The 18,987-nt window shown below is 52.2% G+C and carries 19 protein-coding genes, 1 pseudogene and 1 riboswitch; of the genes and pseudogenes, 10 read left to right on the plus strand and 10 right to left on the minus strand.

Annotated elements, in window-relative coordinates:
* Positions 1 to 22: 22 nt before the first annotated feature.
* Both ETHHA_RS11305 and ETHHA_RS11310 read right to left on the minus strand, forming a co-directional pair.
* Positions 23 to 673, minus strand: a complete 651-nt coding sequence (locus ETHHA_RS11305) for a GntR family transcriptional regulator (RefSeq protein WP_013486103.1) — start codon at positions 671 to 673, stop codon at positions 23 to 25.
* A 91-nt stretch (positions 674 to 764) separates the two neighbouring features.
* Complete coding sequence (locus ETHHA_RS11310; protein WP_013486104.1) at positions 765 to 1,718, minus strand: threonine ammonia-lyase; 954 nt, start codon at positions 1,716 to 1,718, stop codon at positions 765 to 767.
* Between the two features lie 481 nt (positions 1,719 to 2,199).
* Here ETHHA_RS11310 and ETHHA_RS11315 point away from each other — a divergent pair, with 481 nt between their 5' ends.
* From ETHHA_RS11315 to ETHHA_RS11325, 3 genes are all read left to right on the plus strand, one after another.
* A complete protein-coding gene (locus ETHHA_RS11315) occupies positions 2,200 to 2,925 on the plus strand; it encodes an amino acid ABC transporter ATP-binding protein (RefSeq protein ID WP_013486105.1) in 726 nt (241 codons plus the stop codon).
* A 61-nt stretch (positions 2,926 to 2,986) separates the two neighbouring features.
* Positions 2,987 to 3,673 carry an amino acid ABC transporter permease gene (locus ETHHA_RS11320; RefSeq protein WP_013486106.1) on the plus strand — a complete coding sequence of 229 codons (687 nt, stop codon included), beginning with the start codon at positions 2,987 to 2,989 and terminating at the stop codon, positions 3,671 to 3,673.
* Between the two features lie 51 nt (positions 3,674 to 3,724).
* Positions 3,725 to 4,537 (plus strand): transporter substrate-binding domain-containing protein, encoded by an 813-nt coding sequence (locus ETHHA_RS11325; protein ID WP_013486107.1) that lies wholly within the window; start codon positions 3,725 to 3,727, stop codon positions 4,535 to 4,537.
* A 448-nt stretch (positions 4,538 to 4,985) separates the two neighbouring features.
* On the opposite strand, the gene hisC is transcribed toward ETHHA_RS11325, so the two are convergent.
* A complete protein-coding gene (gene hisC / locus ETHHA_RS11330; protein ID WP_013486108.1) occupies positions 4,986 to 6,053 on the minus strand; it encodes a histidinol-phosphate transaminase in 1,068 nt (355 codons plus the stop codon).
* A gap of 418 nt (positions 6,054 to 6,471) precedes the next feature.
* On the opposite strand from hisC, the gene ETHHA_RS11335 reads away from it, so the two are divergent.
* From ETHHA_RS11335 to ETHHA_RS11360, 6 genes are all read left to right on the plus strand, one after another.
* Entirely contained in the window at positions 6,472 to 7,620 is a 1,149-nt protein-coding gene (locus tag ETHHA_RS11335; RefSeq protein WP_013486109.1) for a PucR family transcriptional regulator, read from the plus strand.
* A 217-nt stretch (positions 7,621 to 7,837) separates the two neighbouring features.
* Entirely contained in the window at positions 7,838 to 8,686 is an 849-nt protein-coding gene (locus ETHHA_RS11340) for a dimethylarginine dimethylaminohydrolase family protein (protein WP_013486110.1), read from the plus strand.
* Between the two features lie 43 nt (positions 8,687 to 8,729).
* A complete protein-coding gene (locus ETHHA_RS11345) occupies positions 8,730 to 10,388 on the plus strand; it encodes a M20/M25/M40 family metallo-hydrolase (protein ID WP_013486111.1) in 1,659 nt (552 codons plus the stop codon).
* Between the two features lie 27 nt (positions 10,389 to 10,415).
* Entirely contained in the window at positions 10,416 to 11,702 is a 1,287-nt protein-coding gene (locus ETHHA_RS11350) for an aspartate aminotransferase family protein (RefSeq protein WP_013486112.1), read from the plus strand.
* 4 nt (positions 11,703 to 11,706) lie between these two features.
* The gene (locus tag ETHHA_RS11355; RefSeq protein WP_049776667.1) at positions 11,707 to 12,693 is read left to right on the plus strand and encodes an NAD(P)-dependent oxidoreductase; all 987 of its coding nucleotides are present in this window, start codon (positions 11,707 to 11,709) and stop codon (positions 12,691 to 12,693) included.
* A gap of 437 nt (positions 12,694 to 13,130) precedes the next feature.
* Positions 13,131 to 13,232, plus strand: a riboswitch (THF riboswitch).
* A gap of 69 nt (positions 13,233 to 13,301) precedes the next feature.
* Positions 13,302 to 13,826 (plus strand): folate family ECF transporter S component, encoded by a 525-nt coding sequence (locus ETHHA_RS11360; protein WP_013486114.1) that lies wholly within the window; start codon positions 13,302 to 13,304, stop codon positions 13,824 to 13,826.
* Positions 13,827 to 13,967: 141 nt separating this feature from the next.
* Here ETHHA_RS11360 and ETHHA_RS11365 read toward each other — a convergent pair whose 3' ends face one another.
* Genes ETHHA_RS11365 through ETHHA_RS11380 form a run of 4 tightly spaced genes read right to left on the minus strand, consistent with a single transcriptional unit; the run spans position 13,968 to position 16,480 of the window.
* Positions 13,968 to 14,417, minus strand: coding sequence for an FMN-binding protein (locus tag ETHHA_RS11365; protein ID WP_013486115.1), 450 nt, complete (start codon positions 14,415 to 14,417; stop codon positions 13,968 to 13,970).
* A gap of 17 nt (positions 14,418 to 14,434) precedes the next feature.
* Complete coding sequence (locus tag ETHHA_RS11370) at positions 14,435 to 14,800, minus strand: ferric reductase-like transmembrane domain-containing protein (RefSeq protein ID WP_013486116.1); 366 nt, start codon at positions 14,798 to 14,800, stop codon at positions 14,435 to 14,437.
* A gap of 26 nt (positions 14,801 to 14,826) precedes the next feature.
* Positions 14,827 to 15,798: an FAD:protein FMN transferase gene (locus ETHHA_RS11375; RefSeq protein WP_083803714.1), complete on the minus strand. Its 972-nt coding sequence runs from the start codon at positions 15,796 to 15,798 to the stop codon at positions 14,827 to 14,829.
* Positions 15,799 to 15,838: 40 nt separating this feature from the next.
* Positions 15,839 to 16,480, minus strand: coding sequence for a TetR/AcrR family transcriptional regulator (locus tag ETHHA_RS11380; protein ID WP_013486118.1), 642 nt, complete (start codon positions 16,478 to 16,480; stop codon positions 15,839 to 15,841).
* A 170-nt stretch (positions 16,481 to 16,650) separates the two neighbouring features.
* Between ETHHA_RS11380 and ETHHA_RS11385 the strand changes: the two genes are divergently transcribed.
* Entirely contained in the window at positions 16,651 to 17,040 is a 390-nt protein-coding gene (locus ETHHA_RS11385) for a hypothetical protein (protein ID WP_013486119.1), read from the plus strand.
* A 213-nt stretch (positions 17,041 to 17,253) separates the two neighbouring features.
* On the opposite strand, the gene ETHHA_RS16180 is transcribed toward ETHHA_RS11385, so the two are convergent.
* The 3 genes and pseudogenes from ETHHA_RS16180 to modD form a co-directional block, all read right to left on the minus strand.
* Positions 17,254 to 17,634 (minus strand): NifB/NifX family molybdenum-iron cluster-binding protein, encoded by a 381-nt coding sequence (locus ETHHA_RS16180; protein ID WP_242822124.1) that lies wholly within the window; start codon positions 17,632 to 17,634, stop codon positions 17,254 to 17,256.
* 24 nt (positions 17,635 to 17,658) lie between these two features.
* Positions 17,659 to 18,087: pseudogene (locus ETHHA_RS16185) on the minus strand (C-GCAxxG-C-C family protein); the annotation flags it as partial.
* A gap of 29 nt (positions 18,088 to 18,116) precedes the next feature.
* Positions 18,117 to 18,956 carry a ModD protein gene (gene modD, locus ETHHA_RS11395; protein ID WP_013486121.1) on the minus strand — a complete coding sequence of 280 codons (840 nt, stop codon included), beginning with the start codon at positions 18,954 to 18,956 and terminating at the stop codon, positions 18,117 to 18,119.
* Positions 18,957 to 18,987 lie beyond the last annotated feature (31 nt).

Genomic DNA, 18,987 nt, shown 5'->3' on the forward strand with positions numbered 1-18,987 from the left:
TTTCTGCTTCCTCCGGTTCGTCTTACTTCAAAATCCGTTCCGCCACATTTTGAATATGGTTACGCATCATCTGCTCCGCTTTTCCGGCTTCCCTGCTTTTAATGCCTTGCAGAATCATTTTGTGCTCCTCCATGGCCAACCCGCCGTACAGTTCCAGACTGCCGGACAGGATCAGATAGCGGCGCAGGATGACGTTCACATGCTCCACCATCTCAGACAGCCAGGTGTTTCCGGTAAAAACGGCAATATTGGTGTGGAACTCGTATTCGCATTTTACAAACCCGTTAAAATCGTTTTTCTTCAAACAGCCGGTCTGCTCCTTGATGATGCTTTCCAGTTCTTTCGCCTGCTCCGGCGTAAGTTTCGTGGCCAAAAGGGATGCCGCCAGCGTTTCCAGCGATTCGCGGACAACGGTAATATCCACGATGTCTTTCTCGGTGAAACCTGCAACCACCATGTTTCTTGAGGAATTGATGAGAATCAGTCGTTCGAACGAAAGCATGCGCAGGGCCGTGCGCACCGGGGTCCGGCTGATGGCCAGTTCCTGTGCCAGATTTTCCTCCGCCAGCACCTGCCCCGGCTTGAATTTGTTGGTGATGATAGCTTCCCGGATTGCCTCATAGGCTCTTTGAACCAATGTATTTTTGCTGCCGATCTGTGGTAAAACTCTCATTTCGTTACCTCCTATGTATTGGTCAAAAGGGTTACGGGCCCCATGCTGTTTGCAGCGGCATCCATCGTTTCAGCCCCGGCGGCTGCTTCGCTCACACGGTTTCGATCAGCTTTTTCATCATTGCGGCGGAAAGATTGCCCCCCGTGACAACGGCGGCAACGTTTTTACCCGCAAAGCGCTCCGGATATTCCCGAACCGCTGCCGCAACCGTCGCACTGGATGGTTCCGCAATGATTTTTTCCTTTAAAAGCAGCATGGCGTCCGCCGCAAGAATACTTTCTTCGCTCACCAACAGAATATCGTCAATGCATTGCCCGGACATCTGATATGGAATCTCCGCCACCCCGCCGACCAGAGCGTCGCAGGCGCTGGGCTTTGATGGATATTCGCTGTATAATCTTCCATCCTGCATCGAGCGGAGCATGGCCGGGCACGCCTTCGGCTGCACCCCATACACCTCAATATCCGGTTTCAGATGTTTGGCCGCAACACTGATACCCGTGATAATCCCGCCGCCGCCGATCGGCACCAAAAGTGTATGAATATCCGGATTTTGCTCCAGGATCTCCAGGCCGATCGTCCCCTGCCCCGCGATCACCTGTACGTCGGAACAACTGTCCACAAACACCGACTTTTCGGATTCCAGCACTTCCATCGCAAACGCATGGGCTTCATCATAGTTTTCACCCTTTTGCACGACCGTTGCACCATAATAGCGGATTTTTTCGATTTTGGGCTGCGGCGTTGTTTCCGGGACGATCACTTTGCAATTTTTTATGCCGAACATATGGCAGGCATAACTAACACCCGCCGCATGGTTGCCCGAAGAAACCGCAATGATTCCTTTTGCCCGCTCCTCTTTCGACAGAGACGAGATTTTGCTGAAAGCGCCTCTTGTTTTGAACGATTTTTGCCTTTGCTGGCATTCCAATTTCAAATAGACGCGTGCATCTTTGCTAAGTGACGGAGCAATCTCCAGCGGCGTTTTATAAACAAACGATTCAATACGCCGCCTTGCCTCCAAAACATCCTGAAACGAAATCATTTTGTCTTTTTCCTTTCTTTTATTTAAAGCATATGCATACACGATCATTGCATAATTATGATATAAAAAAACGGATTGCACTTCCCGCAAAACGATTCATCGCCCGGCGGAAAGTCCCATCCGTTTCCTCATCGAAACTCTTTTTTTCTAAAAAGTATTTGTATACAGCTCAGACCTATTATACAGAAAAAATGAAAGACTATCAAGAGCACACGCTCACATCCCACACATATTTGGCAAATACGCCACAATTATGCGTTTAATCCCCAAACATTTTGGCAATACGCCAAATATCACGAAAACGCCAAAAACTCTTGTATTTGTATACAAATTGTGCTATCATGCTTATAAACTTCATAACCGCATTGCTTATTTTCCCTTTGAATTGAGCGATTGAACATAGGAGTTCATCATGCAATCAATTTTGCTGATGAACTCTATTTTTTTATTGAAATCCACCCGCAACAGGAGGAATTATATGATGATCGAAACGATCGACCTGCGAAAAGAGTTCAAGCATTTAGAAGTACTCAAAGGGATTAGCATGAAAGTGGAGAAGGGTGAAGTTGTCGTCATTATCGGCCCGTCCGGTTCCGGAAAAAGCACCTTCCTCCGCTGTCTGAACAAACTGGAAGAAACAGACGGGGGTGAAATCATCTTCGAGGGGAAGCCGCTCGTAACAGACAAGTATTCCATCAACCAACTGCGGCAGAAAATGGGAATGGTGTTCCAGCAGTTCAATCTTTTCCCACACATGACCGTCCTGCGGAACATCACGCTGGCCCCGGTCAAGCTGAAAAAAATCAGCGAGCGTGACGCCAATAAAATTGCGGAAGATCTGCTGGCTAAAGTGGGACTGAGCGACAAGCGCAACGCCTATCCCGCACAGCTCTCCGGCGGCCAGAAACAGCGGGTGGCCATTGCAAGGGCGCTTGCCATGTCTCCCGATGTCATGCTGTTTGACGAGCCCACCTCTGCGCTAGATCCGGAAATGGTCGGCGAGGTGCTGCAGGTGATGAAAAAGCTGGCTGAAGACGGTATGACCATGGTCGTGGTCACGCACGAGATGGGGTTCGCCAGGGAAGTGGCCGACAAGGTCGTGTTCATCGACGACGGCCAGATCATAGAAGAAGGATCTCCGGAACAGGTATTCCTCTCCCCCCAAAACGAGCGTACCAAACAATTTCTCAGCAAAGTCATCAAATGAAAGACGCATCCTTCCTTTTTCGATCTTGTGTTTGAAGATATTTACAGAATCGAGGTAAACTATGGACCTATCGTATCTTTCTACATACTATACGTATTTTCTGACCGGCGCGCGCAACGCCATCCTGCTGTCCGTATTTTCCATGTGCATTTCCATCATGCTGGGCATTCTGCTGGCGTTGCTGCGGCTTTCCAAACTGAAGATTCCCAAAATGCTGGCGGTGTCTTATGTGGAATTCATCCGCGGCACGCCGCTGATGATCCAGTTGTTCATCATCTTCTACGGCCTGCCCATGATCGGCATCAGCATCCCTTCCCTGACGTTTTTCGATACCGACATTTCGCGTTTCATTTCCGGCATGATCGCCATGGCGCTGAACAGCTCCGCCTATGTCTGCGAGATTTTCCGCAGCGGCATCCAGTCGGTGGACGACGGCCAGGTGGAAGCGTCACGTTCGCTGGGCTTCAACTATTCTTCCACGATGCGGTTCATCGTTCTGCCGCAGGCCCTGCGCAACATCCTGCCCGCACTTGGTAATGAGCTGGTCACCGTCATCAAGGAATCATCGGTCATTTCAGTCATCGGCGTGCAGGAGTTGATGTACAACACCACCATCGTGCGTTCCACCACCTATAAATCGTTCTCACCGCTCATCATCACCGCTTTGATTTACTTTGTCATCACATTCACGCTTTCAAAACTGTTGGGCAAATTTGAAAAACATATGAGCAGGTCTAACGCCAGATAAGCATTGCATGCATCGCATTTATGCATAATTAATACAAGAGGAGTTATAGAAATGAAATCGATTTTCAAAAAAATCAGCAGCATCGCCCTCGCGTCCGCCCTGTGTGTCACCATGGCATCCTGTAAATCCAGCTCATCGTCAACCGATAAGCTGGATGCGATTAAAAAAGCCGGGGTGCTTGTAGTAGGAACTTCCGCGGACTATCCTCCGTTCGAATTCCACAAACAGCAGAACGGCCAGGATAAGATTATGGGCGCCGACGTGGAAATCGCCGAACAGATCGCCAAAAAAATCGGTGTAAAAATCCAGTGGCAGGATATGGACTTCGACGGTCTTCTGCCCGCCCTGCAGTCCGGTAAAATTGACATGATCATCGCCGGTATGATCGACACACCGGAGCGTGAAAAAGCAGTTGACTTCTCCCACAAATATTATCTATCCACCGACCAGGCAATCATCCGCAAAGATGACCTCTCCAAATACAGCAAGCTGTCCGACCTGTCCGGCAAACACATCGGCGTTCAGCTCGGCACCACCCAGCAGGATGATATGAAGAAATGGCTGCCGTCCGGCGACTATGTAGCGCTGGGCAAAGACACCGACCTGATCTTAGAACTGAAGAGCAAAAAGGTCGATGCCGTTATTCTTGAAGAGCCGATCGTCAAAGCGTATGTCTCTCAGAATTCGGATCTTGTCACCGCAAACATTTCCTTCCCCAAAGCCACCCAGGGCCCGGCTGTCGCCGTCCAGAAGGGCAACGACAAGGAATTTCTCTCCACGATCAACTCAGTAGTGGACGGTCTTGTTTCCTCCAAAAAAGTAGACAACTGGGTTGCGCAGTACACCACGCTTTCCGAAAAATAATCTCCAAGATACCACGGCACCGGATACCGTAAGAACAGCAGACCGCCATTGCGTTTCGATGCAATGGCGGTCTGCTGTTTTTCGGCCCGGCACTCTTGAAAGAAAAAGCGACGCCATCTGATACAGCAATTGCAAACGGACAGGCAATCGGCCCTCCATAGCCCTATTCATTTCAAACTGAACAAAGAGCATCTTACCATCGGGGCGGATGCAGCTGCCACGCTCTTCGGCCGAAAAAAAACGATTGCGAAACCTACCAGCTATGCGCACCCTTGCACCGCTCCGGCTGGCATCTCTGCTGTTTTACCAGACGAAACCGCCGTGCTGCCCAATGAGAACTGCTCTGCCCTCAAGGCATACCATCCCGCAGAATTTTCCCGAAACGCACATATACAGAGGGATCCGGCACGAAATCGTGCCGGACCCCTCTGTATTGCCGTTGTCGCTCTTATGCGACCGCGCACAGGATGCTTTTGGTCACACGGAGCACCTCGTCCATTTCCTCCGGGGTGCCAATCGTGATACGCAGGTAATCGCGGATGCGATCCTCATCGTAATAGCGCGTAAGGATGCCGTTTTCTCGCAGGCGACGGTAATAATCCCCCGCGAACAGGACCGGGTGCTTGACAAAAATGAAGTTTGTGTGTGACTCCAGAATATAGAAGCCCAGCGAGCGCAGCGTCTGCACGGTGTATTCACGGGTCTTAACGATCTGCTTCACGCATTTTTCAAGATATGCGGTATCTTTCACGGCAGCAGTGCCGGCGGCAAGCGCCATCTCGCTCAGATTGAAGGGGTTGAACGCAAACTTGATCGCGTTCATGTCCTTAATGATCTCTTTCGAGGCAATGGCAAAGCCCAAGCGGGCACCGGCCAGATTCCTCGATTTAGAGAAGGTCTGCACCACAATGAGATTTGGGTATTTTTCCACCAGCGGTGCGCAAGACTTGTTTCCGTAATCCACATAGGCTTCGTCGATCACCACCAGGCGGTCTCGATTGGCCCGGAGGATGCGCTCAATGTCGGAAACAGGCAGGCAAAGTCCGGTCGGCGCGTTGGGGTTGGCAAGAATGACATGCCGGTCCGTGCGAACATATGCGTCCACATCAATGGAAAAATCCGGTTTCAGCGCAAACACCTGTGCATCCACACCGAACGTGTCGGCATAAACCTGGTAGAAACCATAGGTAATATCCGGAAAGCAGATTTTGGAACGCCCCGAGAAAAACGTAAGGAAGCAGAAGCCCAGCACCTCATCGGAGCCGTTGCCCACAAACACCTGCTCCGGCGTCACATGGTAGACCTCAGCGATGGCTTTGCGGAAGTCCATGCAATGGGGATCTTCGTAGCGGCCCATCCCGTTGATCAACGGGACGGACAATGCTTCCAGCACAGCCGGGGATGGCGGCACCGAAGACTCGTTTGCATTCAGTTTGATATAAGTCCGGTCCTTCGGCTGCTCGCCGGGAACATAGGGGTGCAGCTCTGCATATCTGCTGTTCAAAAATCGGCTCATTACAATACCGCCCTTCAAAAATGAAAGAAGGCGCTTTTGCTCATGCAATAGCGCCTTCTTGTGAATAAAATGAAATATAGATAAAAAATCTTGAAAATCATAAAGCACAACCACTTCAGCCCTTTTCTGCCCCATTGAAGAAAAGGAATGGTCGGCGCTGCCAAACTCTATATTTTCATTATATACATCCACTCACTTGTTTTCTATGGTGCATTTCCAAAATACTCAAAAAACATTTGTAATTTCTACAATCGCCTGTTCCGCTTTTCTTTTTGCAAAGGATTGCATCCGGCATCCGAAACATGATACACTAGTTGCATCATAAGCACACCCGCAAACGCGCATGCAGATTTTATACACTGTTTTTGCATAAAATTTCATATACGCTTGCAAAACGGGTCAAAAGGGAGCCGAAGCCATGATCTGTGTTGAAGAACTGCTGCAGTTAAGCGCCTTCCGGAATTTCACCCTTCTTGCCGGAAGTGCCGGCCTGAAACGGTCCGTTTCCGATGTGGTGATTCTGGAATATGAGAGCGAACGCGGGAACTATGAGGTCTTCAACGAGGGTGATTTCGTGCTGACCTCTCTGTTCTTCGCCGATGGCCATCCCGAAAAGATTGCACCCGCCATCCGGAACCTGATCCGTCGGGGCGTTTCCGGCATTGCCATCAAATCGGTCTATTACCGCGAGGCTCCGCCCGAGGTGAAAACCCTGATGGACCAAGCCGGCGTGCCCATTTTTACCTTCAGCAACACGTATATGGAAGACATCATCATCGCCGTGAACGACTACATCCGCTCCCGCAACCAATATGCCCTTTTTGAAAAAAAGGTGCAGGAACTGCTGAACACACTGCTTCCGGAAAGAGTGTTGGAGATTGCGCGGGAGATCGACCCGCATTTTCTGCCTTATGTCACTTCACTGTATCTGGATCCGCTGGACAACAACAAAGAGTCACAGATCCTGCGCAGCCTGAACCGTCTGAATTATCGCCGGAGCCGTCTGGAATCCGCCCGGAACAGCCTGTTCATCAAATTCGGTCAGGGCGTCCTTCTGCTAAACCAATACGCGGAAAAGCCAGCGGAAAGTGCGCGCAAATCCATCCGTCGGCTGCTGGCGGATCTGGAGATCGACTCCTCCGCTTACCGTATCGGATTGTGCGACGCGATTTACCCTCTGGAGCAGCTTGATCTCTGCATTCGGAGAAGCCTGTATGCCTGCCGGGGGGCAAAGCTGCAGCACCGCGCCCTCCTTTCCTACAACGACCTGGGGATGTACCGCCTGCTGTTTCCGTTGGAAAACAGTCACAGCGCCCGCACTTGCTACGAGGCAATGCTGGAACAGATTGTCTCGTATGATGCCAGCTACCACACCAAGCTGATGCAGACGGCCGAAAGCTATGTGGAGCACGGCGGCGACATCGCCGCAGTATCGAAGAGCCTGTTTCAGCACCCAAACACCGTGCGGTACCGTTTGCAAAAAATCAAAACCATTCTGGACAGCCCCGACGATTATGAATTCCAGGTGATTCTTTACCTGCTTATCAGGCTGAAAGGCCTCCATTAGTGGGCAGGCCTGCGGCCCTGCCCCGGCAAGCCGCTTTTCGCCAAAACACAAAACGCAGACAAATCCGCGCGGGCAGGGTTGCATTTCCCATGCCGCCATGCTAAAATAAAAACAGATATTGGTGACGAAGGTGTCAGCAACGGACAGTTGCTGACATTTTTTTCGTCAGCCATATTGTATACATATACATATACATGTGGAAAAAGAGGAATCGACTATGCGTTATGTGGAAAATTCTACCGGCGTTTTAAAAAAGGTCATGCTGGCGCGGCCCGAGCATGTGCACTTGCAGCCCATCAACGTCATCTCCCAGAAATGGATTGACGAAGGCAACCAGGTGGATGTGCAGGCCTGCCTGCGGGAACATCAGGAATTTGTGGACGCCTATCGTGAAAACGGCGTGGAAGTACATCTGGCGCCCACCCGGAGAGACCTGACCAATCAGGTGTTCGCCCGCGATTTCGGAGCCTGCATTGCCGAAGGATACATTATGGGAAAATTCCGTGAACCGATCCGGTTCGGGGAATCGGAAGTGTTTGAAAACGAGCTGAAAAAGCTGGGAATTCCTTGCGCCGTGCGCTGCACCGAGGGGGTCTTCGAAGGCGGAGATTTTTGGTTTCTGGATAACAAGACGCTGGCCATCGGCAACGTGGCGCGCACGGATGAGGCCGGCTTTGAAAGCCTGCGCCGCGGCCTGGAGCCGCTGGGCTATACCCTGATGCGCGTCCCCTGTGAGAAAGCGAACCTCCATTTGGATATGTGCTTCAACATCGCGGCGGAACGTGTGGCCGTCGTCTGCAAAGACGCTCTGCCCGGTTTCTTCCTGCAGGAGCTGCGCCGCCGGAAGTTCGAGCTCATCAACGTGGCGCAGGAGGAAGTATTCCTGCACCATTGCAACCTGGAATGCCTCGGAAGCGGGCGGGTCATGTCGTTCCACAGCAACGCGGAGGTCAACGCCAAAATGCGCGCACTCGGTCTCACGGTCATCGACGTGGAACTGCGCGAGATTCTGAAAATGGGCGGCGGCCCCCACTGCATGACCTTCCCGCTGATCCGCGAAAAATAAGCCGCGGATCGCTTTGCCACAGCAGACACAGGGAGGAAATCCATTGGACTTTAATGTTAATCTTTTTGAAGAAATACGGGCTCTGGCTCAAAAACTGGTTTCCATCCGCAGCGTGAATTCCGACGGCTTCGGGGAACGGGACATCGCACAGTACATCGAATCGTACCTGCGCGCCATCCCGTATTTCCAAAAACACCCGGAGCAGATCATCATTCAGCCGCTGCGTGACGACACACACGACCGGCGGAACGTCTTCGCCCTCATCAAGGGAGAAAGGGAGCCATGCCCGGACACCATCCTGCTGCATGGGCATATCGACACGGTGGGCGTGGACGATTACGGCGCCCTGCAGCCCTATGCGTTCGACTGCGCCGCGCTTGAGCAGCAACTGAAGCAGGCCGACCTGCCCGTGGAGGTGCGCGCCGACCTCGAGTCGGGCGAATACCTCTTTGGCCGCGGCGCCGGGGATATGAAAAGCGGGGACGCCGTTTTTCTTGTATTGGCGAAACACCTCTGCGGCCGCGTGCACGAATTCGGCGGAAATTTTCTGCTCTCGTTCAATCCCGTGGAAGAAAACCTGCACACCGGCATCATCGAGGGCCTGGATGTGCTGGAAAAACTCATGGAAACCGAGAATCTGCGATATGCGCTGGCTATCAACAACGATTATATCTGTCCGCTATATCCCGACGACACTGCGAAATACATCTACACAGGCGCCGTGGGCAAGCTGCTCCCCTGTTTCTATATTCAGGGCAAGGAAACACACGTCGGGCAGATCTTCGAGGGATTCGACGCCGCCTACACCGCGGCGGAGCTTGTCCGCCTGATCGACGCCAACTGTGATTTCTGCGACGGCTACAAAGGCGAATACACCCTGCCCCCGTCCGTGCTGAAAATGAAGGAGCTGAAAGAACAATACAACGTCCAGACACCGTATCAGTCGTTTGTCTACTTCAATTATTTCGTGCATGACGCGCAGATACCGGACATCATCGCCAAACTGAAAGCCGCCGCCGTGCAGGCGCTTGCCAACACCGAGGAGCATAACAACGCGCAGTACCGCCGCTTCTGCGACCTGTCGGAAACGGCCTATACGCCTTTCCGTTACCGAAAGCAGGTGCTGTTGTATGAAGAACTATATGCGCTGGCCAAAAAGGCCCGCCCCGAGATTGACGCACAGATCGAACAGATGACCCGGAAGCTGCTGGCCGCGAACACGGATATGCGGGAGATCCCGCTCCGAATCGTGGAGACGCTCTGCACCGTGGCGCAGATCAAAGACCCCACCGTGGTGTTGTTCTTTGCGGCGCCCTATTGCCCGCACAACACGCTCCATGGAGAAGAGCCCGCCGCCGCGTCGGTCTATCGCAAGCTGCGGGCCGTCGTCCAGGCGTTTGGAAAAGAATCCGGAGAGACCTACAAGATGATGCAGTTTTTCCAGAGCCTTTCCGACAGCAGCTATCTGTCCGTTGACGACGATGAACATTCCATCCGGAGCCTGCTGGAAAATTTTCCAGCGCACCAGACGCTGTACCCCGTGCCGCTTGAGCGCATCCGCAAATTGAACATTTCGGCAGTCAACTTCGGCTGTCTCTGCAAAGACGCCCACAAATGGACCGAGCGCGTCCATATGCCATATTCCTATCGAGTGCTGCCCAACCTGCTTTTGCGCACCTTCGAGGCATTTCTAAAATTCTAAGCAATCTATTCCGAAAGAGGTATTGAAATGGAAAGTTTATATGAACGCTGTGTCAAAGTCATGCCGCCCGTGGCGGGCCGCGCAACCCATCTCGGTGTCACGGAAGGTCACGGCTGCTATCTGGTGGATGAAGGCGGCCGCGAGCTGTTGGACTTTGCCAGCGGCGTGGCGGTATGCAACATCGGGCACAACCACCCGGCGGTCGTCAAAGCCGCGCAGGAACAGATCGGCAAGCTGATTCACGGCGGCCACAACGTGGTGTATTATGAGTCGTATGTGCGTCTGGCGGAGCGTCTGGTGGAGCTGACCGGCGGCAACACCATGGTTTATTTCAGCAACAGCGGCGCGGAAGCCAACGAAGGCGCCGTGAAACTGGCCAAATATGTCACCGGACGCCCCGCCGTCGTCGCGTTCCGCGGCTCGTTCCACGGTCGCACGCTGGGCACCATTTCCCTCACCTCTTCCAACTCGGCCTACCGGAAGCATTACGAAGCCCTGCTGCCCAGCGTCTATTTTCTGGAATATCCGTATCTGTACCGCTCGCCCTACCGCGTGACGAACGGCCAGTGCCCCAAAGAATACTTCACGCAGTTCGAGCGGCTTTTCCACACGCTGGTCGATCCTTATTCCGTCGCCGCCATCATCATGGAGCCGGTGCAGGGCGAGGGCGGCTACATCGTTCCACCCAAAGAATTTGTGCAATATGCGCGCGAGATCTGCGACAAATACGGCATCCTGCTCATTTTCGATGAGATTCAAAGCGGCATGGGCCGCACGGGCAAACTCTTTGCCTGCGAGCATTTCGGCGTGACGCCGGATATCCGGACGTCCGCCAAAGGTATCGCCTCGGGCTTCCCGCTCAGCGCCGTCATCGGCAGAAAGAAATACATGGAAAAGTGGCCGGCGGGCGCGCACGGCGGCACGTTCGGCGGCAACCCCGTGGCCTGTGCGGCTGCGCTGGCCACTCTGGACGTGCTGACCAATCAGGGCGCGCTGGACAATGCGCTGGAAATGGGCGAATATTTCAAACAACAGCTGCTTACGCTCCAGACGCAGTTTCCCGGCGTAATCGGCGAGGTACGCGGACTGGGACTGATGCTCGCAATCGAGCTCATCCACCCCGACAAGACTCCCGATGCCAAATTGACCGCACAGGTGAAAGAGCGCTGCCTGGAAAAGGGCCTGCTTCTGCTCACCTGCGGCAGCGACCACAACGTTGTGCGCTTCATCGCCCCCACCATCGTCACCCGGAGAGAGATCGACAAAGCTATGGGAATCCTGCGGGAAGTCTTTGCAGAGGAAGGAAATGCCTGAAACCATGTCCATCAGAATTGTGGCTTGTGGCCGGCCGGAAGAACAGGATATCCATGTGGAAAAAGCCTTCTTGCAGCAGGGCCTGCCGGGCGTGGAAGTGGTTTTCCGTGTTTGTGAGACCACGGACGACGTAAAGGCGGCCGCCGCGGATGCGGATGCCCTGCTCATTTCGTTCGCCGTGATTGACGAAAACGTACTGAACGCCGCCCCCCACCTGCGCTGCATCGCCGTCAGCGCCACCGGCTACGGAAACGTGGATGTGGCGGCGGCCACTGCGCACGGCGTAGCCGTCTGCCCCATCGGAGAATATTGCACCGACGAAGTGGCCGACCATACTTTGGCGCTGATGCTCGCCCTGCTGCGGAATCTAAAGCATTACACCCGGCAGATTGAACAGGACGCGGTCTGGGCGTTCGATTCCGCCGTCTGCCGGCGATTGAAGAATCTGACGCTGTCGGTGTTTGGTTTTGGCCGCATCGGCCGCGCCGTGGCAAAACGCGCGCAGGCATTCGGCATCCGCGTGCTGGCGGTAGACCCATATGTTCCCCCAGAAGTGTTTGCCTCCACCAGTGTGACACCTGCGGACATTGATACCGCCCTGCGCAAAGCGGATATCATCACCAATCACATGAATCAGACCAGCGGCAACGACGGCTTTTTCAACCTCGGCGCGTTCAGGAAATGCACGCGCAAGCCGCTGTTTCTGAATATTGCGCGCGGGGCCAGCGTGAACGAAGACGACCTGTGCACGGCTCTGGATGAGGGGCTGCTTTCCGGTGCCGGGCTGGATGTGCTGCGGGACGAGAACCCGGATCTGCGGAACTGCCCGCTGGTGGGACGGGATAATGTACTGCTCACTCCGCACGCGGCGTTCTATTCGCAGGAATCGCTGGCCGACCTGCGACACATCCCTTGCAGCAACCTCATTCACTTTTTCCACGGAGATTACGACCGGATACAGAACCTCGTAAACCCGCAGGCGCTTGCATAAAAATCGAACTCCATCCCGGCAAAACCTTCCGCACACAGTAAACATCCGCATGGTCGGCCATCAAGCCGTTGTCCGTGCGGATGTTTTGCATGCTGCCAATATCACAAGGCTCGCCCCGCTCTTCGCCGGACAGGACATCCTCCTTGTCTCGCCACATTGAAGGCAGATTGCAAGGAATAGATCCCTTTCAATCAACCGGGCCGCCATCCAAGCAGCCCACAAACGGCACCCTGCTCCATGGAACAGCTTGGATTGTTGACCGTTGTGAAGAAGGCAACCTTTTCGTGATGTTTTGAACAGCTATATCGGTCAAGAGGCTTTGCCTCGCTTTTCGTCCGTGTTTGCAGAATGACAACACCATATTCCGGTGAAGCAGTGTCCGCAGCTCTTGACAATTTTACACATTTACGCTAAGCTAGTCAGTATATATTTGCATTGGCAAAGTAGATGGCCGCGCGTCAAGTGCCAGTTGGACGGGAAGTTGCCACTGGACGAAAAACCCCATGGGGTTTGCGGTGCCGCCATCGCATTCCGTTGTCACATTAAACAATGCCCCCTTCTTAATGTGGCCTGTTCGATTTACGCTCATTAAGAGAGGAGTATTTTTTATGAGCAAAACTTTGAAACTTGTCCTTGTTGGGCTGCTGGTGGCACTCGGCGTTGTGCTTACGCGCTTTTTGTCCATCGAAACGCCCATTGTTCGCATCGGCATTTCGTTCATCGCCATCGCGGCGGCGGGCATTCTGCTCGGCCCGGTACACGCCGCCTTTGTCGGAGCGCTCATCGACATTGTGGGCTATGCGCTCAAACCTACCGGGCCTTATTTTCCGGGCTTCACCATCAGCGGGGCGCTGCACGGCTTATCCTACGGCCTGCTGTTGCACTGCCGCCGCCCCAGACTCTGGCGTGTGCTCACCGCAAGTGCGATTTCCGCCTTTATCATCGGTGGTTTTCTCACTTCACTATGGCTGGCCGTTTTACAGTCGGGCCGCGCTTTCGCCGCTGTCTACCAGTCGATCCTGCTCACACGCGTGCTTCCGGCACTGGTGCTGTTCCCTGTGCAGATTATTCTGATTTGGGCGGTATGGAAGTCACTGGAGAAACTCCGTTTTACCGCCGCCGTACCGAAATAGACGGCGGTGCGCGCTATTCGGCAACGCTCCCGACGTGCTTAGGTTGGCCGCCGTTTCCGTTTGCAGTCTCCTCTGCTTCAAGGGTGTACTGATGCAGAACAAACGCGGTTCGCATGGCAAGTCGCCGCGAACATGCGCGCATCATGCTTTCAAACCGGAATTCAAGGCATTCTGCATGGCTTTCAGAAGAACTTTGCTGCTGTTTGTCGCACCCGTTATGGTGTCCACTTTCAGCGACTGCGCCGATTTGACTTCGTTCACGACCGCTTCGGCTTTTTTACCTCTCTCGTTTTTGTGATACAGAATATCAATACCCTTTATGGCATGATCCGAAACATCGACCCGTACTTTGGCCGCAATCATAATGGCATCATAGGAACCCGTGTAAGAGCCGTCCGGAATTTTTGACAAATCCACATTGGTTATTGAGATTTCCGCTATTCTCTTTTTATATTCTTGCAGTTGGGCCATATAGGTTGCGGCAAAATACAAGCCCGCCGCTAAAGCGACAATCACAACCGCGATCGTGATCTTGATGATAATGCTTCTTTTGCTCTTGGTGTTTGCGCCTGTTTTTCGTGTTTCTTCCATGATCGATACAACCCTCTTTACATAATCAATAGATTCATGATCTGCTGAACGATGTGGAGCAGGACGGCCAAAATAAAAAGAACGGCAAAGACAATATGGCTGTAATGAAAAAATTTGCTTTTCCTGTTACGCCGTTTCAAAACACCTGTAACGGCAACCAATATCAACGCGACGAGGGCCGCAAAGCCCGGCGAGAAACAGGGAGCCAACAGCTTGACGTTGATATGGAGCAACACGGTAAGCACCAGCAGGGCACCGGCAATACAATGAAACCGCGCCCTGCTGATGTTGCCAAGCCGTTTGAACGTTCGCCGAAAAGGATAGAGCAAGCTGAAAACCAGAAAAAATGCGCTGAGTATTCCTGTAATAACATCGAATAACATCCTTGCCTCCCGCAGATATTGTACGGCTAGTTGTAAAATGCAAACTGATAATCCGGTATGTCGCTTCGGGCAACAAAACAGTCTTTAATCCCCTTTGTAATAAAAACCTTTTTCTCTTCGGTGATGACGACCCCTTCGGCTCCGGGCGATTTTTCGATCAGCTCCATGCCGCGTTCCAGTCCGGACACAAAAACCGCTGTCGAAAGCGCGTCTGCTTCCATGGAAGACCCGGACAGCACCGTGGCGCTCATCAGGCCAGAGCTGGCAGGATATCCGGTTCCCGGGTCAATGATATGGTGAAACCGTTTACCCCCGCTTTCAAAATATTTTTCATAATCCCCCGAGGTCACGGCCGATCTATCGGAAATCGCGAATACGGCGATGAAGTCTCCCCGTGTGCTTCTGGGGTTTTGCAGACCGATCATCCACGATTCACCATTTGTTTTTTTCCCCAAGGTGTGCACATTTCCGCCCAAATTGATGCATGCAGAGGTCACGCCCTGGGCTTTGTATGCTTTCAAAACCATATCCGCGGCATAGCCTTTGCCAATGCCGCCAAGATCTACAGACTGGTGCCTGCCGATTCTTGCGGAACCATCTTTCTCATTAAGTATAACGCCGGCGCCGGATACGGCGGGACGCAACGCTTGGATTGTGTTGGGTGAAGGCAGGTCCTTTTGGTTGATGCAATTACGCCACAATGCAGTCAGCGGGGCTGCCGTTATGTCAAACGCACCGCCCGACCGCGCATAATATCGACCGGCGGATTTTAAAACATGAAATGTATCGCGATCCATTTTAACCGCGGTTTCTCCATCTGAAGAGTTGAGCCTCGATATGAAACTTCCAGGAATAAACCGGCTCATTTTCTGTTCCAATTGTCTTATGACCTCGAATGCTCTGTGGCAGATCCTTTCACCTTCATTGGAATTGGACGCCGCAATCCTTTGCTCTATGATCGTGCCCATTCCAAACCCGGAAGTCTCATAATCGGTCATATCCACGAGAGAAAACCGCCTTTCCCAGATACACGCTCATTTATGGCCGCAAGGAGCGCAACAACATCTCTATATTCTGCTCAAGCAGTTCGTCCAAAGTCTTTCCATAGGTGTTTTTGATATATTCCCCTTTTTTACTTGCCAGCATAAAAAATCCATTCATGTTGGACCAAAATAAAATGGCCGTGCCGACGATATCTGTTCCAGCCGATATGGATTGATCGTCTATGCCTTCTTGGATCATTTTTTCGAGCAATAAGAACGATTTTTCCGTTTCTGTGTTAAATCGTTCAATCAGTTTGTTGTGTTCATGATCTTCATCTGCATTTTGGGCTTCGTAATTGATGATGGCCTGCATATACTCCGGGAATTCTTTGGCGAATCGGTAGTACGTTGTGCCCAGTATACCGATCTTTTCAATTCCCTTTTTGGGACTGCCCTCTATTGCGCTTTGGAGCGTATCAAACAACAGCTCGAATTTGCGTATAAGCAGTTCCCAATAAATTTCATCCTTGCTTTTAAAATAGGAATAAATCGTTTTTTTGCTATATTCGGCTTTTTGGGCAACATCGTCTATTGTCAGATGATCGTAATTTTTGGACAGCAATGCTTTTTCCATGCCGTCGATAATTTCGTTTCTTTTAAAATTGGTCCATTGTTTGTTTCTCTCTTTTATACCCATAGTGTATTATTCTCCACTGTGATTTTATAAAAGTAAACCATCAGTTTACATCTATAAGTATAGCTTCTGCCGAAGATTGTGTCAATAGCAATCCGCGAAGAAAATTTTAACGGTCATAATGAAAAAGGAACCGGCCAAAATAGAGATATATCGCATAAAGGAGAAGCACGATGCTGGATAAAAACCGGAAAGAAAGAAAAATGCCGCAGCACGGCAGCACAGCGCGTTCCGGCTCCGGGCGCAAGCGGAACCTTGCGGAAACAACGCCGTCAAACAGGCGGACTGCCGGCGCCATGGCGGATCAAGCCGTAATGAGCAATTCCATCACCAAGCAAAATCTCCGGCAGACAGGGCAGGCAGATATCCAAACGGCCTATTCCGTCATGAACCGGAACGGAATGATCAATTCCGTGGACCCGGTCAACCAAAACCTTCGATTAAACGAGCCGGATGAGAATGCCGGCTCAAGCCCCGTTATTCAGACCGGCGGCACATCCGCCAAGCATTTGGATGCTACCCAAAAGCCCGCTCGGGCACATCGGCCGCACAAAGACAACTAACGGTTGCGGTGGTTTGTATAAAAAACCATCCTAAGGCAACAAGGCTGACGCCATGACGGCGTCAGCCTTGTTTGTTTCAATGCTTCGTTGGTTTGGGCATGATAGATGAACGCAAGCGAACCGTTTCGAGTAAAACTCACCAGCCCCTCCCCGCACGGAAATCACCTGCCGGATCGTACCCAATATACGGCGGGGCGGCCGCCTTGAGGCATATTACGAATGGCAGTGGTCTTCACAACTGCAATCGTGATCCGTATCATGCTCCTCATGGTTGCAGCCGCCGTTTTGATCGGACAAATTTCCCGCGAGATAGGTGTTTACCGTATCCTCCACACGGCCCTCTATGCCGGAAACCACCTGGATGCCTGCCGCAGACAGCATCTGACGGGCTCCCTCTCCAATGCCGCCGCATATCAGCACATCCACACCCGCCTGTTTCAAAATTCCGGCCAGTGCGGCATGCCCATTTCCGTTTGTATTCAGCACGGACCGATCTTGAATCGCTCCATCCAGAACCGTAAAGACGGCAAAATCCTCGCACCGTCCAAAATGCTGAAATACTTCATTACCTTGCGACGTAACCGCGATCTTCATTTCATTTTCCTCCAAATAGTCATCCACTATTTCCGCAGCGCACCGAACCAGTTCCACGCAAGGGCGCTTTCGGTCATATCCTTCGCTCCGTCCGCCCTGCGCGGAATCATCCGGTTTTAAAAGCTCACGGCAAATAATGGAACCGTTTTGTTCCTCAAACCGTTTTGCCAGGGTTTGAACAAGCCGATAGTGCCTTTCCTTTGCCTGTCTATCTTTAGGGTCAGTATACCCGTATTTCGCCCCCACAACCAGAAACATGCCGGAAACGGCACCGCACACTTCGCGTAACCTGCCCATTCCTCCGCCAAATGACGATGACAGCTTCAAAGCCGTTTCAAAATCCATGCCTGTTTTTTCGCAATACGCTGCGAACACAGACTGAGCGCAATTATAGCCTTCCTGAAACAGTGCAACCGCGCGATCCGTGTGATTAGGCAATCCATTTTCCCCCATTCCGTTCGTGTCCGCCGTATCCCTCAATTTTATTTCTCGATCACCACGCCAATATCCGTCGGTTTTCCAAAATACAACGAGGACGTAGACAAGGCATCCACGCCGGTCCTTGCATATATTTCCGCGTTACGGTCCGTAATTCCGCCTGTCGCAATCAATTTCACCCGATCACTCATTTTGCGGATTTCAGCAACCATCGTTTGCAGTTCTTCCGGCGGTATTTTATCAAGCTGTATCCCGTCTACACCCACCCGACAAAGCTTTTTGGCATCTTCTAATGTTGTAACCTCCACGATGATGGCTTTGTCACAGGCCGCCTTTCTAAGCACCGCATAGTTTTTCAGAAGTCCTTCGATTCCACCCATAAATCGAAGATGCTGTTCGAATACCAAAATCGTTTCCGAAAGACCCAGCCGATGCGGCATTCCGCCTCCGGCAACGACCGCTTTGATACTCAGTTCCTTCGTTCCGGGAAAAAGCTTTCTGGTGGATAAAAGCTCAATATCCGGATTGACCGCCCGCGCTTTTTCCAGAAGATTTCGGGTACGCGTCGCAATTCCGGAGGAGTACTCCAAAATGTTCATCGTCAGCCGCCATGCCATATGCAGATCCGCCACACGGCCCTTCCCTATCAGGAACGTTTCGGACGGCTGCAACAAAGACCCCGACGAACTGGCTTTCACCGGTTCAATACCCAGTTTCTTAAAAATGCGAACAACTTCTTCCGTGCCGCAAAGAACGGCATGCTCCCGCGACGTGTATTTTATTACACCGGTCATCTCGCCGATACCCAGCAGCTTTGTAGTCAAATCCAAATACGGAACGTCTTCTTTGATGATCTTATCAATGGTTTCATCCGCGATATACATATTCGGTCACTCCTCCTGTCGGGGCACAAAT

Origin of the sequence: Ethanoligenens harbinense YUAN-3, from assembly GCF_000178115.2 — a bacterium.
Lineage (GTDB): Bacteria > Bacillota > Clostridia > Oscillospirales > Ethanoligenentaceae > Ethanoligenens > Ethanoligenens harbinense.

Coding starts and splice junctions, on each gene's coding strand:
- ETHHA_RS11305 (WP_013486103.1), bottom strand. CDS start 673: ATGAGAGTTTTACCACAGATCGGCAGCAAAAATACATTGGTTCAAAGA.
- ETHHA_RS11310 (WP_013486104.1), bottom strand. CDS start 1,718: ATGATTTCGTTTCAGGATGTTTTGGAGGCAAGGCGGCGTATTGAATCG.
- ETHHA_RS11315 (WP_013486105.1), top strand. CDS start 2,200: ATGATCGAAACGATCGACCTGCGAAAAGAGTTCAAGCATTTAGAAGTA.
- ETHHA_RS11320 (WP_013486106.1), top strand. CDS start 2,987: ATGGACCTATCGTATCTTTCTACATACTATACGTATTTTCTGACCGGC.
- ETHHA_RS11325 (WP_013486107.1), top strand. CDS start 3,725: ATGAAATCGATTTTCAAAAAAATCAGCAGCATCGCCCTCGCGTCCGCC.
- hisC (WP_013486108.1), bottom strand. CDS start 6,053: ATGAGCCGATTTTTGAACAGCAGATATGCAGAGCTGCACCCCTATGTT.
- ETHHA_RS11335 (WP_013486109.1), top strand. CDS start 6,472: ATGATCTGTGTTGAAGAACTGCTGCAGTTAAGCGCCTTCCGGAATTTC.
- ETHHA_RS11340 (WP_013486110.1), top strand. CDS start 7,838: ATGCGTTATGTGGAAAATTCTACCGGCGTTTTAAAAAAGGTCATGCTG.
- ETHHA_RS11350 (WP_013486112.1), top strand. CDS start 10,416: ATGGAAAGTTTATATGAACGCTGTGTCAAAGTCATGCCGCCCGTGGCG.
- ETHHA_RS11355 (WP_049776667.1), top strand. CDS start 11,707: ATGTCCATCAGAATTGTGGCTTGTGGCCGGCCGGAAGAACAGGATATC.
- ETHHA_RS11360 (WP_013486114.1), top strand. CDS start 13,302: ATGAGCAAAACTTTGAAACTTGTCCTTGTTGGGCTGCTGGTGGCACTC.
- ETHHA_RS11365 (WP_013486115.1), bottom strand. CDS start 14,417: ATGGAAGAAACACGAAAAACAGGCGCAAACACCAAGAGCAAAAGAAGC.
- ETHHA_RS11370 (WP_013486116.1), bottom strand. CDS start 14,800: ATGTTATTCGATGTTATTACAGGAATACTCAGCGCATTTTTTCTGGTT.
- ETHHA_RS11375 (WP_083803714.1), bottom strand. CDS start 15,798: ATGACCGATTATGAGACTTCCGGGTTTGGAATGGGCACGATCATAGAG.
- ETHHA_RS11380 (WP_013486118.1), bottom strand. CDS start 16,480: ATGGGTATAAAAGAGAGAAACAAACAATGGACCAATTTTAAAAGAAAC.
- ETHHA_RS11385 (WP_013486119.1), top strand. CDS start 16,651: ATGCTGGATAAAAACCGGAAAGAAAGAAAAATGCCGCAGCACGGCAGC.
- ETHHA_RS16180 (WP_242822124.1), bottom strand. CDS start 17,634: ATGAAGATCGCGGTTACGTCGCAAGGTAATGAAGTATTTCAGCATTTT.
- modD (WP_013486121.1), bottom strand. CDS start 18,956: ATGTATATCGCGGATGAAACCATTGATAAGATCATCAAAGAAGACGTT.